Annotated in this window: 16 protein-coding genes; 4 read left to right on the top strand and 12 right to left on the bottom strand. The window is 64.0% G+C overall.

Annotated features, from left to right (window positions below):
• Nucleotides 1-109: 109 nt before the first annotated feature.
• Together MRY75_RS06855 and MRY75_RS06850 are read right to left on the bottom strand one after the other, a co-directional pair.
• A complete protein-coding gene (locus tag MRY75_RS06855; protein ID WP_292306397.1) occupies nt 110-1,348 on the bottom strand; it encodes an MFS transporter in 1,239 nt (412 codons plus the stop codon).
• A gap of 165 nt (nt 1,349-1,513) precedes the next feature.
• The gene (locus MRY75_RS06850; protein ID WP_292306396.1) at nt 1,514-2,707 is read right to left on the bottom strand and encodes an alpha-D-ribose 1-methylphosphonate 5-triphosphate diphosphatase; all 1,194 of its coding nucleotides are present in this window, start codon (nt 2,705-2,707) and stop codon (nt 1,514-1,516) included.
• On the opposite strand from MRY75_RS06850, the gene MRY75_RS06845 reads away from it, so the two are divergent.
• A complete protein-coding gene (locus tag MRY75_RS06845) occupies nt 2,706-3,377 on the top strand; it encodes a DUF1045 domain-containing protein (RefSeq protein WP_292306395.1) in 672 nt (223 codons plus the stop codon). The genes MRY75_RS06850 and MRY75_RS06845 overlap by 2 nt on opposite strands.
• Here the strand turns inward: MRY75_RS06845 and phnN are convergent.
• The 4 genes from phnN to MRY75_RS06825 are packed head-to-tail and all read right to left on the bottom strand — an operon-like array spanning nt 3,359 to nt 6,270.
• Nucleotides 3,359-3,904 carry a phosphonate metabolism protein/1,5-bisphosphokinase (PRPP-forming) PhnN gene (gene phnN, locus MRY75_RS06840; RefSeq protein WP_292306394.1) on the bottom strand — a complete coding sequence of 182 codons (546 nt, stop codon included), beginning with the start codon at nt 3,902-3,904 and terminating at the stop codon, nt 3,359-3,361. The genes MRY75_RS06845 and phnN overlap by 19 nt on opposite strands.
• Nucleotides 3,901-4,623: a phosphonate C-P lyase system protein PhnL gene (phnL, locus tag MRY75_RS06835; protein ID WP_292306393.1), complete on the bottom strand. Its 723-nt coding sequence runs from the start codon at nt 4,621-4,623 to the stop codon at nt 3,901-3,903. Before phnL ends, phnN begins: the two co-directional genes overlap by 4 nt.
• A gap of 4 nt (nt 4,624-4,627) precedes the next feature.
• Nucleotides 4,628-5,398: a phosphonate C-P lyase system protein PhnK gene (gene phnK / locus MRY75_RS06830; RefSeq protein WP_292306392.1), complete on the bottom strand. Its 771-nt coding sequence runs from the start codon at nt 5,396-5,398 to the stop codon at nt 4,628-4,630.
• Entirely contained in the window at nt 5,395-6,270 is an 876-nt protein-coding gene (locus MRY75_RS06825) for an alpha-D-ribose 1-methylphosphonate 5-phosphate C-P-lyase PhnJ (protein WP_292306391.1), read from the bottom strand. The genes phnK and MRY75_RS06825 overlap by 4 nt, the downstream gene beginning before the upstream one ends.
• A gap of 80 nt (nt 6,271-6,350) precedes the next feature.
• Here MRY75_RS06825 and MRY75_RS06820 point away from each other — a divergent pair, with 80 nt between their 5' ends.
• Entirely contained in the window at nt 6,351-6,539 is a 189-nt protein-coding gene (locus tag MRY75_RS06820; RefSeq protein ID WP_292306390.1) for a hypothetical protein, read from the top strand.
• Nucleotides 6,540-6,544: 5 nt separating this feature from the next.
• Here MRY75_RS06820 and MRY75_RS06815 read toward each other — a convergent pair whose 3' ends face one another.
• On the bottom strand, nt 6,545-7,147 hold the full coding sequence (locus MRY75_RS06815) for an HAD family phosphatase (RefSeq protein WP_292306389.1): 603 nt from the start codon (nt 7,145-7,147) through the stop codon (nt 6,545-6,547).
• A gap of 80 nt (nt 7,148-7,227) precedes the next feature.
• On the opposite strand from MRY75_RS06815, the gene MRY75_RS06810 reads away from it, so the two are divergent.
• Entirely contained in the window at nt 7,228-7,395 is a 168-nt protein-coding gene (locus MRY75_RS06810) for a hypothetical protein (protein WP_292306388.1), read from the top strand.
• A 2-nt stretch (nt 7,396-7,397) separates the two neighbouring features.
• Here the strand turns inward: MRY75_RS06810 and MRY75_RS06805 are convergent, their stop codons facing one another.
• The 3 genes from MRY75_RS06805 to phnG are packed head-to-tail and all read right to left on the bottom strand — an operon-like array spanning nt 7,398 to nt 9,506.
• Nucleotides 7,398-8,486, bottom strand: coding sequence for a carbon-phosphorus lyase complex subunit PhnI (locus MRY75_RS06805; protein ID WP_292306387.1), 1,089 nt, complete (start codon nt 8,484-8,486; stop codon nt 7,398-7,400).
• A 1-nt stretch (nt 8,487) separates the two neighbouring features.
• Nucleotides 8,488-9,051 carry a phosphonate C-P lyase system protein PhnH gene (gene phnH, locus MRY75_RS06800; protein WP_292306386.1) on the bottom strand — a complete coding sequence of 188 codons (564 nt, stop codon included), beginning with the start codon at nt 9,049-9,051 and terminating at the stop codon, nt 8,488-8,490.
• Nucleotides 9,051-9,506 (bottom strand): phosphonate C-P lyase system protein PhnG, encoded by a 456-nt coding sequence (gene phnG, locus MRY75_RS06795; RefSeq protein WP_292306385.1) that lies wholly within the window; start codon nt 9,504-9,506, stop codon nt 9,051-9,053. The genes phnH and phnG overlap by 1 nt, the downstream gene beginning before the upstream one ends.
• An 81-nt stretch (nt 9,507-9,587) precedes the next feature.
• On the opposite strand from phnG, the gene phnF reads away from it, so the two are divergent.
• Nucleotides 9,588-10,307, top strand: coding sequence for a phosphonate metabolism transcriptional regulator PhnF (phnF, locus tag MRY75_RS06790; RefSeq protein ID WP_292306384.1), 720 nt, complete (start codon nt 9,588-9,590; stop codon nt 10,305-10,307).
• Here the strand turns inward: phnF and MRY75_RS06785 are convergent.
• Both MRY75_RS06785 and phnE read right to left on the bottom strand, forming a co-directional pair.
• The gene (locus tag MRY75_RS06785; protein WP_292306383.1) at nt 10,304-10,921 is read right to left on the bottom strand and encodes a chloramphenicol acetyltransferase; all 618 of its coding nucleotides are present in this window, start codon (nt 10,919-10,921) and stop codon (nt 10,304-10,306) included. The two genes, phnF and MRY75_RS06785, sit on opposite strands and share 4 nt — an antisense overlap.
• Nucleotide 10,922: 1 nt before the next feature.
• Complete coding sequence (gene phnE / locus MRY75_RS06780; RefSeq protein WP_292306382.1) at nt 10,923-12,257, bottom strand: phosphonate ABC transporter, permease protein PhnE; 1,335 nt, start codon at nt 12,255-12,257, stop codon at nt 10,923-10,925.
• Nucleotide 12,258: the final 1 nt, after the last annotated feature.

Raw genomic sequence — 12,258 nt, 5'->3', positions numbered from 1 at the left:
GACCTGCGGATATCGGCGCGCGGAGCGAATTGTGCCACGCTCGAAACGGCTGCATCGCGGGCCCGCTGAAGATCGCCAGACATGTCGTTCCTGGCGTCAAGTGCGTTGATCAGGCCGGGTCCTTGGACGGATCGGGTGCGTCCTGCTGTGAATGCGTCCCGGTGGCCAATTGGCGGGGATCGGGGATCAGCAGATAGGTCGCAACGCCGCAGACGAGGCACAGCGCCATGATCGCAAAGGACCACCAGCCGCCAAAAGCCTGTGTGATCCAGGCAAAGACAAAGGGTGCCGAGGCATTGATGCCCATCTGCACGAAGGAAATCCAGCCAAGACGCGTCCCGTAGCCCTTGGCTCCGAAGAGCGCGAGGGGCAGTGTGCCGCGCGCGATGGTCTTGATCCCGTCGCCCATCCCGTAGAGCGCTGCGGCCAGCATAAGGCCGGGCAAGGTGAACCCCGTGACAAGCAGCACCGCAAATCCCGAGGTCATGAGCGCAAGGCTCAACGCATAGGTGACGCGTGGGTAGAGGTTGCGGCTGACCACCATTTCAAAGAACCGCCCGACTGTCTTGAACGGTCCGATCACCGCTCCGGCAATGGCGGCCAGCGCAGCGCTGTGGCCGAGGTCCTGAACATTCGTGACCCAGAGCGCCATCACTGCGCCCATGACATACCCCGAAAAGACAAAGGAGATGACCATCCAGAGCATCCCCTGGCGGCGCAGCCGACCTGTCAGTTCCGGCCAGTTGGGACGCGGGCTTTTCGGCGGGCTGTCGGGAAGGACTTCCATCCCTCGAAGCGCAAAGAAGTGAATCGGTGTGCAGGTGAGCAGCATCAGGAGACCCAACACGATCCAGGTGTCCTGCCACCCCATGGCATTGTAAAGCGCCAGCGTCACGGGCCAGAAAATGGTCGAGGCCACCCCGCCGAACAGCGTGATGATCGAGATGGAGGTCTGCGGCGGGATCGCAAGGTCCAGCCGCGCAACCGACGCGAATGCCACGTTGTAAAGAACGAACATACCGGCGCCTTCAGCCAGCAGAATGGCGAAGAAGAGACCCGTGGTGTTGTCCACCCGGCTCATGGCCATCACTGCCCCGGCCGCAACGATCGAGCCCAGCGTCATCACCCAGCGCCCGCCGTACCGGTCCACCAGACGGCCCGCCAAGGGTGACATCATGCCCCCGAAGAACAGACCAAGCGACAGGATGCCGAACACGCCCGACAGGGTCAGACCCAGATCCTCGGCCATGTGTGGCAGCAGGATCGCGTAGGCGTACATGAGGGTCCCGTATCCGATGATCTGGCTGATCCCGAGCGCCATCGCGGGCCAGTGGTCGCGGGTGATCATCGGGCGCCTGTGACGGTCAGGACGACATGGCAGGTCAGAACACAGGCGACCATCTTGGGCTTTCGACGAGGGTTAGTCAGGGTCTGTCCCCTTGTCCGCCAAACACGGCAATCGCGCAAGACAGCGCATGGCCTAACGCAAAGGGCAGGCGGGCCGGGGTTTCGATCAGGCGACGCGGCGTCCCCGGCTCCACACACCACGAATGAGTGGCGTCGACCCGACAGACCGTACCCGGATCACATCGCCCCGCAGACCGGATTCGAGCCGACCCCGATCCGTGAGCCCCGCAGCCTTTGCAGGTGCATCTGTGACACAGGCCACCGCAGCGGGCAGGTTGTCCCAGATCTCCGACAGCAGGAACGCCGACAAGAGCAGCGCGGAGGGCACGTAGTCAGAGGAGATGATGTTGAGCATCTCCGCCTCGGCCAGTTCGCGCGCGGCCACGTTGCCGGAATGGGACCCGCCGCGCACGAGGTTCGGCGCGCCCATCATCACCGCGATGCCATGCGCCCGGCAGGCGGCGGCGGCTTCCCGCGTCGTGGGAAACTCGGCGAAGCCTACGCCATTGGCTGCGGAGATATCGACCTGATCGGCGGTGGTGTCGTCGTGGCTGGCCAGAACCGCGCCATAGCGCCGGGCCTCGGCAACGGCGCCCTTTTCGTGCAGCGCGCCGAATTTCTCTTGCAACATCTTGAGGTTGGCGACGTGCTCGGCGAATTCGATGTCGTTCATGCCGCGCTTCTTGGTAACGTAATTCTTCAGCGCGCTCAGGTCGCGGAACTGCCGTTGACCGGGGGTGTGATCCATGAGGCTGACAATGCCCACGCGATCTGCGGGGCCGAAGGCCGCCATTTCCTCAAGCAGGGTTTCGGAACAGATCTCGGCGCGCAGGTGCAGGAAATGGCTGATCTTGAACAGCCCCATCTCGCGCGCTTCAAGCAATTCGTCGGCCAGCTTGCGGGCGTATTCGCCATATCCCGACTTCGCGCTGTGGATCGACCCCACGCGCAGCGCGTCGAACACCGTGGTGATGCCGGTTGAGGCGAGCTCCGCATCATGCGCCAGAAGAGCGGGCAGGTGTGGCCAGTCCACCTTGGGACGCGGTTCGATATGCCGTTCAAGATTGTCGGTGTGCAATTCCACCAGCCCGGGCATCACGAAATCGCCCTGGCAGTTGACCGCGCCGTTGGGCACGATGTCGCCTTCCTCGATCACGTCGATCTGGCCGTCGATGATCAGGATGCGCCCTGTGATGACACGATCCGCCAGAACAAGCCGGGCATTGGCAAGTTGCAGCACCTCTGACATGGAACCGTCATGTGGCTCTGCCAAACGGGTCGAAAGAAAAGGAGAGTTCATGTCATACACTCGCTTTGCGATCTATTATCTGCCGCCCGAAGGCGCGTTGGCCGATTTCGGAGCGGCCTGGCTGGGTTGGGATTGCGTGACTGCTCGCGCTGTTGTTCCCCCTCATGTGCCCGGTCTTCATGACGTGACAATGACACCACGCAAATATGGGTTTCACGGAACCTTGAAACCGCCGTTTCGACTGGCCGAGGGGACGGATTTCGACGGTCTGCACAGCGCGGTGGCCGAGATGGCGGCGGCCTGCGCGCCTGCGCAAAGCGACGGTCTGGCTCTGACTGCATTGGGGCGGTTCCTCGCCCTGACGCCCGTGGGGGATACGTCCGGCATTGTGCGCGTTGCCGCCACCTGCGTCGAGGCGCTGGATGCGTTCCGCGCGCCGCCCAGTGAGGCAGAGCTGGAGCGGCGTCGCAAGGCGCGGCTGTCGGAGCGGCAGGAGGCGCTTTTGCAGCGGTGGGGCTATCCTTACGTGATGGAGGAGTTCCGCTTTCACCTGACCCTGACAGGGCGTCTGCCGGTCGACGAGATCGACCAATGGACCGAGACCGCCCGCAGCCATTTGCCGCCCTTGCCCGCGCCCTTTGTGATGGACGAAGTGGCCCTGGTCGGAGAGCGCGCGGATGGACGGTTCGAGTTGATCCAACGCTACACCCTTGCCGGTTGAAGTGCGGCCAGCGCCTTTGCCACGGTGTCGTCCAACAGGCCATCATTGGTGATCGTCACTACTTCCAAACCGGCAGGCAGGCACTTGTCCGCCTGCGCCAGACGGGCTGCGATCTCGGCCTCGGTCTCTCGCGCGCGCCCTGCCAGACGACGTGCAAGCGTAGCGGGGGAGGCGGTGATATTGAGAACCGTCAGGTTTGGAAAAAGCGCCTTGGCCTGCAGCAACGCGCTGCGCGAGAAATTCGCAAGACACTCCGTGCCGCGCTGCACATCCGTGAGGACATCCGCCGGGATACCGTAAGACAGGCCATGCGCAGTCCAGTGGACGCAAAACGTGCCGTTTTCGGCGGCTTTGGCAAAGGCTTCAGGCGTTACCGCATGGTAATCCTCGCCCCCCAATCCCGGCGCGCGGGTGATGGTGCGGCGCACATGGCGCATGTCGGGGCGTGCGGCGATCATGCCCGCCATGACGCTGTCCTTGCCGACACCTGATGGTCCGACAACGGCAATGAGGCGACCCGCGCTCATGCCGCAGACTCGTTGTAGCGTTCTACCGCTTCGCTGCCCGAGGACAAGCCGGGGGTAAAACGGCTCACGTCGATCTCGCGGTCGCAGACGCGGGCACGGGCGGCTTCGTCGTGGAAGATGCCGATGATCGCAGCACCGCGCGCCTTGGCGGCTTCGATCAGCGACAGGACAACTTCGCGATTGGCTGCATCAAGGCTGGCGGTTGGCTCATCCAGCAACATCGCCGGATAGGGGTGCGCAAAGCCGCGCGCGATGTTCACCCGCTGCTGTTCGCCGCCCGAGAACGTGGTGGGGGACAAGGACCAGAGCCGTTCGGGTATGTTGAGTTGGGCCAGAAGCTCTTTGGCCCGTGTGCGGGCCTCATCGCTGCCCACCCCGACGGCACGAAGCGGTTCTGCCACCACGTCGAGCGTCGGCACACGCGGCACGACGCGCAGGAATTGGCTGACATAGCCCAGCACTTCGCGGCGCAGCCGGATGATCTCGCGCGGTTCGGCCTGGGCAAGGTCCACGCCACCGACGCGGATCACACCGGATTGCGCCCGGTAATTGCCGTAGATCATTCGCATCAGCGTGGATTTGCCCGCGCCTGACGCTCCGGTCAGCGCCACACATTCGCCGGGGGCGACGGTCAGGCTGACATCGCTCAACACTTCGATCACTGCGCTGCCCTGATTGTGCAGGGTGAAGGTCTTGGACACGTTGGAAAGGTCGATCATGGTCTCACACCTGCAAAACAGAGCTGACAAGGAGTTGCGTATAGGCGTGCTGCGGATCGTCCAGCACCTGATCGGTCAGACCGTTTTCGACGACAAGCCCGTCCTTCATCACCATCAGCCGGTCGGCCAGCAGGCGCACCACGGCAAGGTCATGGGTGACGATGATCGCTGACAGACCCATGTCGCGTACCAGCCCGCGCAGGAGGTCGAGCAGACGCGCCTGCACGCTGACATCCAGTCCGCCCGTGGGTTCGTCCATGAAGACCAGCCGGGGTCCGGTGACGAGGTTGCGGGCGATCTGAAGGCGCTGCTGCATCCCGCCGGAAAAGGTGGTGGGGCGGTCATCGACCCGGCCTGCGTCGATCTCGACCCGTTCGAGCCAGTCGACCGCCTTGTCGCGGATGTCGCCGTAATGCCGGGCACCCACGGCCATCAGCCGTTCGCCCACATTGCCACCCGCGCTCACGCCCATGCGCAACCCGTCGCGGGCGTGCTGGTGGACAAAGGCCCAATCGGTGCGGCCCAGCATGCGGCGTTCGGGTTCGGACATGGTGACGGTGTCGCGTGGCCCGTGGCCGCGCGTGTCGAACACCACCGACCCGGCATCAGGGCGCAGATGGCCTGCCATGCAGTTGAGCAGCGTGGACTTGCCCGAGCCGGATTCCCCCACGATGCCCATGACTTCGCCGGGATAAAGGTCGAAGGAGACATCCGCACAGCCGATATGCGCGCCATAGCGTTTTGTGATGCCCTGAACGGAGAGAAGGGGGGTCATGCAGCGTCCTTTCCGCCCAAATCTTTGCCGCGATGACCGGCCGCTTGCCGCCCTTCGCAATAATCCGTGTCGGAGCAGACGAACATCCGCCCGCCTGAATCGTCGACGATCACCTCGTCCAGATAACTGTCCTCAGCCCCGCAAAGACCGCAGGGATGGTCGGCTTTCGAGGCCTCGAACGGGTGATCCTCGAAATCGAGGCTGACCACCTGCGTGTAGGGCGGCAGCGCGTAGATGCGCTGTTCACGGCCCGCGCCGAAGAGTTGGATTGCGGGGCAATCACCCAGTTTGGGATTGTCGAATTTCGGGATGGGGGATGGGTCCATCACGTAGCGCGCTTCGACCTTGACCGGATAGGCATAGGAGGTGGCGATGTGGCCGTGACGGCTGATGTCCTCGTAGAGCTTCACATGCATCAACCCGTATTCCTCGAGGCTGTGCATCTTGCGGGTCTCGCTTTCGCGCGGTTCGAGAAAGCGCAGCGGTTCCGGGATCGGCACCTGATAGACAAGGATCTGGCCCTCGGTCAGCGGCACTTCGGGGATGCGGTGGCGGGTCTGGATCACCGTTGCCTCGGGTGTGGCGGTGGTGGTGGCGACGCCGGCTGTGCGTTCAAAGAAGGTGCGGATCGACACGGCGTTGGTCGTGTCATCTGCCCCCTGGTCGATGACCTTGAAGCGGTCATCCGGCGTCAGCACAGCGGCCGAAACCTGGACGCCGCCGGTGCCCCAACCGTAGGGCATCGGCATTTCGCGGCTGGCGAAGGGCACCTGATAGCCGGGGATCGCCAGACCCTTGAGGATCGCGCGGCGGATCATGCGTTTCGTCTGTTCGTCCAGATAGGCGAAATTGTATTCCGATGAGGGTGTCACAAGACTGTCTCACTGCTGTGGTTAATGCGACGCAACGAGTCGCTGTCCGAAAACCCAGGGGTGTTATGGTCGCGTTGCTGATGTCTTTTCTCTGGTGGGCAGGCGGGTCCCTTGTGGCGTGGCTGGCCCTCGAATCCGTCCTGTTCCGTATCCTGCCGCGTCTGGAACGGCTGTTGCCCAGCGACGTGATCGGTCCGGATGGCTGGTTGGCCGACACCGCCAACAAGAGCGGCATCTTCGACCTGCCGCTGAAGCGCCGTCGCGGCTGACCGGGTCACAGCACACCTCGGTCGATCAGCGCGGCTTCCAACGCGTCGGGCGAGGTGAAGTGGATGCCGTCTATGCCGACGGCGCGCGCGCCATCCACGTTGTGCAGCCCGTCGTCGATGAAGATGCAGTCCTCGGGCGTCACCCCGGCACGGTCGCAGAGCAGGTGGAAAATCCGGGCATCGGGTTTCATGAAGCCTTCCTGACCGGAGACCACGAGAGCTTCGAACACCTGACCCAGACGGGGATGCACCTTGAGCCCTTCGGGCCAGGTTTCCGCCGACCAGTTGGTGATCGCATGCACCGGGGTGCCTTGGGCTTTGAGCCGGTCGAGAATGGCCCATGTGCCGTGGATCGGATCGACAACGGTTTTGGTGTAGAGCGACACGTAATCGGCAAAATGCGCGCGGTCATCGGGATCTTCGACCTCGAGCGCGAGATCGGCAAAGCGTTCGCCGGCATCGCCGCGGGCATTGAGTGCGCGGAAATTGGTGCGCTCGATGAAGGCATGGGCAGCCTCGGCTGATCCGAACCGGTCGGCCCAAGCGAGGTGCGGTTGCCAGTCGACGAGCACTCCACCGATGTCGAAGACGACGTGTTTGGAGGTCATGCCATGTCCCCTTTCCGATGTGCCACAAGAGGGCCGCAATCCCGTGTTACGCCGTTCGAGCGAACGATGGGCGAGATGGTATGGATTGGACCGTGATCCTGATTGCGCTGGGCTTTGTCGCCCTTCTGGCTGGACGGACCGTTATCGGCATCTGCTTTGAGGGCAGTTGGTTGAATTCTGCCCTCGAAGGCTCGTCCGACAGTGACGGCGACGGCGGGTGTGACGGCGGAGACGGTGGCGGCGACTGAGGTCATTCCGCAGCCTCCCGATGCTGGGTCGCTTCGACCTCGCGGCGCAGTTTGCGGACCAATTCCAGTTCGGACTGGAAGTCCACATAATGCGGCAGCTTGATATGTTCGAGGAACCCCGTCGCCTGAATGTTGTCCGCGTGGTAGAGGACGAATTCCGCGTCCTGCGCAGGCGCGCCCACGTTGTCTTCGCCCAGTTCCTCCCACCGCAACGCCCGGTCCACCAGCGCCATTGAGATGGCCTTGCGTTCGGTCTGGCCGAAGACCAGCCCGTAGCCTCGCGTGAATTGGGGCGGCTCGGTTTTGGAGCCCTTGAACTGGTTGACGGTTTCACATTCGGTGAGGGTGATTTCGCCGATTTCGATGTCGAACCCCAATTCGGGGATCTCCATCTCGACCGGCACGGTGCCGATGCGCAATTCGCCGACAAAGGCGTGGTTGCGCGCATAGCCGCGCTGGGTGGAATAGGCCATCGACAGGGTAAAGCCTTCGTCCGCACGGGTCAGCGCCTGCAGGCGCAGCGCGCGGTCGGCGGGCATTTCCAGAGGTTCGCGGGTGAGATCGGGCGGCGTTGTGTCGTCCCGCGGGGCCTCTTCGATCAGGCCTTCTTTGTTCAGAAACTCGGTGACATGCGGCACCGGGCCTTGGTCGGCCTCGCGACGGGGGGCCTCGGCGATCTCTCCTTCGGCGGCGAGTTTGAAATCCAGCAGGCGGTGTGTGTAGTCGAAGGTGGGGCCAAGCACCTGACCGCCCGGCAGATCCTTGAACGTGGCCGAGATGCGCCGGTCGCAGGCCATCTCGCCGGTGTCCACCGGGGCCGAGGCACCAAAGCGGGGCAGGGTGGTGCGGTAGGCGCGGATGAGGAAGATCGCCTCGATCAGATCACCGCGCGCCTGCTTGATCGCCAGAGCGGCCAGATCGGGATCATAAAGCGACCCTTCGGCCATCACGCGGTTGACGGCGAGGGAAAGCTGTTCACGGATTTGCGCGACCGACAGCTCGGCCACCGATGTGTCGCCGCGCCGCTCCTCGGCCAGCCACGCATGGGCGTTCTGGATCGCGCGTTCGCCGCCTTTGACTGCTACGTACATATCAAAGAACCTTCGTACTGCGCGGCAGCGCCGCGATGCGGTCGCCGCTGGTGAAGACAAAATCCAGACCAAGCGGGAAGAGGGCCGCGTTGCTCTGGAAAGCCTCGGTTTCGGGCAGGGACAGGCGCGCGGTGTCGCGGATGCCGGGGCCGATCAGGGTCTCGCCCTCCGCAGCAAGGTCTGCACATTCCACGATCAGCGTCGCCGACCGGTCCGGGTATTCCGGCGTGCCCACGGGATAGGCCGAGAGCGGGCAAAGGGCCTCCCATGTTCCGAGGGCGAACATGCAATGCGACGGGCCGCAGATGGGCGCACCGGTGTGGAAGGCCACCCAGGCGCGCACGGCTTCGCAATCCGCCGCGCCCGCCAGATAGAGCGGCGTTTCGGTGTCGCAGAGGGTGAGCAGCGTGACCCCTGCCGCCACCGACAAGGGTTCAGGCGGGGTTGCGCCTGTCAGGTTGTGGATCGTGCCGGGACGGGCCATCGCCTCCATCACGCCGCGAAAGGCATTGGCGGCGTCGGTGGCCGGATGGGCGAACCCGCCCTCAAGTGTCTGAGCCTGCATCAGTCTTCCCCCCGGACCATCGTGAAGAAATCGACCTTGGTCGCGGCGGCCTTTTCCGCGCGGTCGGTGCGTCGCTGCGCCTGTTCCCGCGCCAGAGGGTCGAGCACTTTGGCTCGCAGGTCTGCGGCCCTTTCGGTCTGCATCAGCGCATCGACCAGCGCGGCAGCCTCGGCATCCCCCTTGCGGCGGCCTTGGATATAGGCGTGCCCGACCTCACCAGTGTCGAGTGTCAAGGCGCAGCGGGTGACGGTCATTTCGCCAAGGTTGAAGGGCGCACCCGTGCCGCCTGTGTGACCGCGTACCATGACGCTGCCGACTTCTGGCGCGCGCAGCCATGTAAAGGCAGGGCGCGTCAGGGCGGCGTCCAGAAGGGCGGTCACCCGGCCTTCGGGTGCTTTGGCCATCAGGCCCATCCACGCCTTGCGGTCGGCATTGGGATCGAAACTGTCTTTCATCTCGACAACTTTGCAAGTTTATATACAACTAGACATATTATACCAGATTCCCCGATCCGAGACAGCGGAGTTTTGTGAAATTTGCGTAACACCCGGTCCACGACCCCGATCTGGCAGGCGATCGCGTCGGCCCTGAAGGCGGATATGTCCGAAGGGCGGTACCTGCCCGGAGACAAGCTGCCGACCGAGGCGCAACTGGCCGCGCGGTTCGGCGTGAACCGGCACACGGTGCGCCATGCGCTGTCGGATCTGGTGGAGCAAGGGCTGGTGCGCACCCGGCGCGGGGCCGGGGCCTTTGTCGCGTCAACGCCGACGGATTACCCCATTGGCGCGCGGGTGCGGTTCCACGAGAACCTGCTGGCTGCAGGACGCAGGCCGGAAAAGCGCATCCTCGATGTGGAATGCCGGGCTGCCACGACCGGAGAAGCCTGGGCGCTCGAGATCGACGAGGGCGCGCCGGTCTGCGCCTATCGCGGGCTGTCGCTGGCCGATGGTGCGCCGATTGCCATCTTCGAAAGCGTGTTCCCGCTCGAGCGGACGCCGGGCATCGACCAATACCTGACCGAGACAAGTGGTGTGACCGAAGCGCTGGCCCGCGCAGGGGTGGCCGACTACACTCGCGCGTCGACCCGGCTGACGGCGGTCCTGGCGGATGTCACGCAGGCACTGCATCTGCACCTGCGCGAGGGCGATCCGCTGTTGCGGTCGACCAGCGTCAATGTCGAGGCCAAGGGGCATCCGGTCGAATACGGGCGCACCTGGTTCGCCGGGGACCGGGTGACGTTGACGTTGGAGACCTAACCGCCGAACCGTTCCAGAAACGCCTCGGCGCTCAGCGCGCGGAAATCATCGAGCGCCATGCGCAAGGCGTCGTGCGGCCAGTCCCACCACGCGAGGGCGATCAGGCGTTCGGCGATCTCGGGTGGTTGACGGTGACGCATCACCTGCGCCGGGGTTCCGGCAACGATGGTGTAGGGGGCGACGTCCTTGGTCACGACCGCGCCACTGGCCACCACCGCGCCGTGCCCCAGAGTGACCTCGGGCTTGATCATCGCGCCGTGGCCGATCCAGGTGTCATGGCCGATCACCGCACGGCGGGACTTGCGGTGGTTCAGAAAATCCTCGTCCGGGCGGGCATCGTCCCAGTAATCCTGCGACCGGTAGAGGAAGTGGTGACAGGCCGCCGTGTCCAGCGGGTGATCCGTGGCCCCGATCCGCACGAAGCTGGCGATATTGGCTAATTTGCCCACATCCGCATTGGCAATGTCACCGTAGCGGTCGCAATAGCTGTAATCGCCGATATGGCTGTTGGTGATCCGGCTGCCCAACCCGATCTCGGTATAGGCGCCGAAGGTGCTGTCGGTCAGGGTGCAGCCCTCGTGGACGAAGGGCGCGTCATGTTTGAGGCGGGCCATGTCAGTCCTTGCGGCCGATCAGCTTGCCGCGCAGCCAGCCCGAGAACCAATCCATTGCGATGACCATCAGGATGACGAGCACGATATAGTAGGACACCTCTTCCCAATCCTTCTGGGTCTGGATTGCCTGTGTGATCAGAAGGCCGATCCCGCCCCCAGTGATCGCGCCGATGATGGTGGCAGACCGGGTGTTGGATTCGAGGAAGTAGAGGATCTGGCTGAGCAGAACCGGCATGATCTGCGGGATCACTCCGAACCGATAGCGTTGCAGCGGCTTGGCTCCGGTGGAGGCGACGCCTTCGATCTGCTTTTCATCGACGTTTTCCAGCGTTTCCGAGAAGAGCTTGCCGAAGCTCCCGCTGTCGGTGATAAGGATCGCCAGAGCGCCGGTTAACGGGCCCGGACCAAAGGCGCGGGACAGGACGATGGTCCAGATCAACGCATCGACACCGCGCACGAAGTCGAAGAACCGACGTGCCACCTGCCGCGCCAATCGCAGCGGGGTGAAGTTCTTGGCGGCGATGAAGGCCAGCGGAAGCGCGATCATCGCAGCCCCCATCGTGCCTAGGAAGGCCATCAGCACGGTCTCGCCAAGCGCCCAGACGACGTCCTTGTGCCGCCACATGGCGTTGTTCCAGAAATCCTGAACCGCACCGGTGATGTTGGAGCGTGTCTCGTCCAGTTGCGGGCCGAACACGATCTGGAAAACGGATGTGTCGTGATAAGGGCTGTCGAGCGTGAACCAGAACAGCTCCCATCCAAAGAAGTAGCGGAACACTTCGGTCTTGGAGCGGGTCATGGTCAGGCGGCCCGCCTCGGTGCGGATGTCGAGCCGCGCCTTGGAATAGCTGATCCAGTCGGGCAGATCGGCCTCGGGTAGGGACAGGGTCACGCCGTCGGCGCGCGACACCTGTGCCGTGATCTCGCCAAAGGTGGGGTGGATATAGACCGCGCTGTTGTCGAGGCCGAAAAGAACGCGATGCCCGTCCGGCAGGTCGACGACGGCACCACCGTTGATCATCTCAACCCAGTCGGGGGTCATACCGTCGGGATAGGCGCCTTTGCGCTCGCCCTCCTTGGCGACGGTGATGTCGCCGGAGCGGTTGTCGCGGGTGACCTGCGTCTTGTAGCTGTAGCTGTCGGACACCAGCGTCGCCGCGTTGTCGAGGCGCATCCGGTCGGCAAGGCCCGGCACGTCGAAGGCGAAGAAGACGTAGACCAGATAGGCGAGGATCACGCCGGGGATACCGAAGGTCCTTAGGCGCTTGCGCGCAAACAGTCGGTCGGCCTCGTCCTTGAGGGACGTGATCGGCAGGGAAGCGGTTGCGTCGGTCATG

The sequence above is a fragment of the Marivita sp. genome, assembly GCF_022763305.1.
Lineage (GTDB): Bacteria > Pseudomonadota > Alphaproteobacteria > Rhodobacterales > Rhodobacteraceae > Marivita.
This window is presented reverse-complemented; position numbering and strand designations above follow the sequence as displayed.

Coding starts and splice junctions, on each gene's coding strand:
- MRY75_RS06855 (WP_292306397.1), bottom strand. CDS start 1,348: ATGATCACCCGCGACCACTGGCCCGCGATGGCGCTCGGGATCAGCCAG.
- MRY75_RS06845 (WP_292306395.1), top strand. CDS start 2,706: ATGTCATACACTCGCTTTGCGATCTATTATCTGCCGCCCGAAGGCGCG.
- MRY75_RS06850 (WP_292306396.1), bottom strand. CDS start 2,707: ATGAACTCTCCTTTTCTTTCGACCCGTTTGGCAGAGCCACATGACGGT.
- phnN (WP_292306394.1), bottom strand. CDS start 3,904: ATGAGCGCGGGTCGCCTCATTGCCGTTGTCGGACCATCAGGTGTCGGC.
- phnL (WP_292306393.1), bottom strand. CDS start 4,623: ATGATCGACCTTTCCAACGTGTCCAAGACCTTCACCCTGCACAATCAG.
- phnK (WP_292306392.1), bottom strand. CDS start 5,398: ATGACCCCCCTTCTCTCCGTTCAGGGCATCACAAAACGCTATGGCGCG.
- MRY75_RS06820 (WP_292306390.1), top strand. CDS start 6,351: ATGTCTTTTCTCTGGTGGGCAGGCGGGTCCCTTGTGGCGTGGCTGGCC.
- MRY75_RS06815 (WP_292306389.1), bottom strand. CDS start 7,147: ATGACCTCCAAACACGTCGTCTTCGACATCGGTGGAGTGCTCGTCGAC.
- MRY75_RS06810 (WP_292306388.1), top strand. CDS start 7,228: ATGGATTGGACCGTGATCCTGATTGCGCTGGGCTTTGTCGCCCTTCTG.
- MRY75_RS06805 (WP_292306387.1), bottom strand. CDS start 8,486: ATGTACGTAGCAGTCAAAGGCGGCGAACGCGCGATCCAGAACGCCCAT.
- phnH (WP_292306386.1), bottom strand. CDS start 9,051: ATGCAGGCTCAGACACTTGAGGGCGGGTTCGCCCATCCGGCCACCGAC.
- phnG (WP_292306385.1), bottom strand. CDS start 9,506: ATGAAAGACAGTTTCGATCCCAATGCCGACCGCAAGGCGTGGATGGGC.
- MRY75_RS06785 (WP_292306383.1), bottom strand. CDS start 10,921: ATGGCCCGCCTCAAACATGACGCGCCCTTCGTCCACGAGGGCTGCACC.
- phnE (WP_292306382.1), bottom strand. CDS start 12,257: ATGACCGACGCAACCGCTTCCCTGCCGATCACGTCCCTCAAGGACGAG.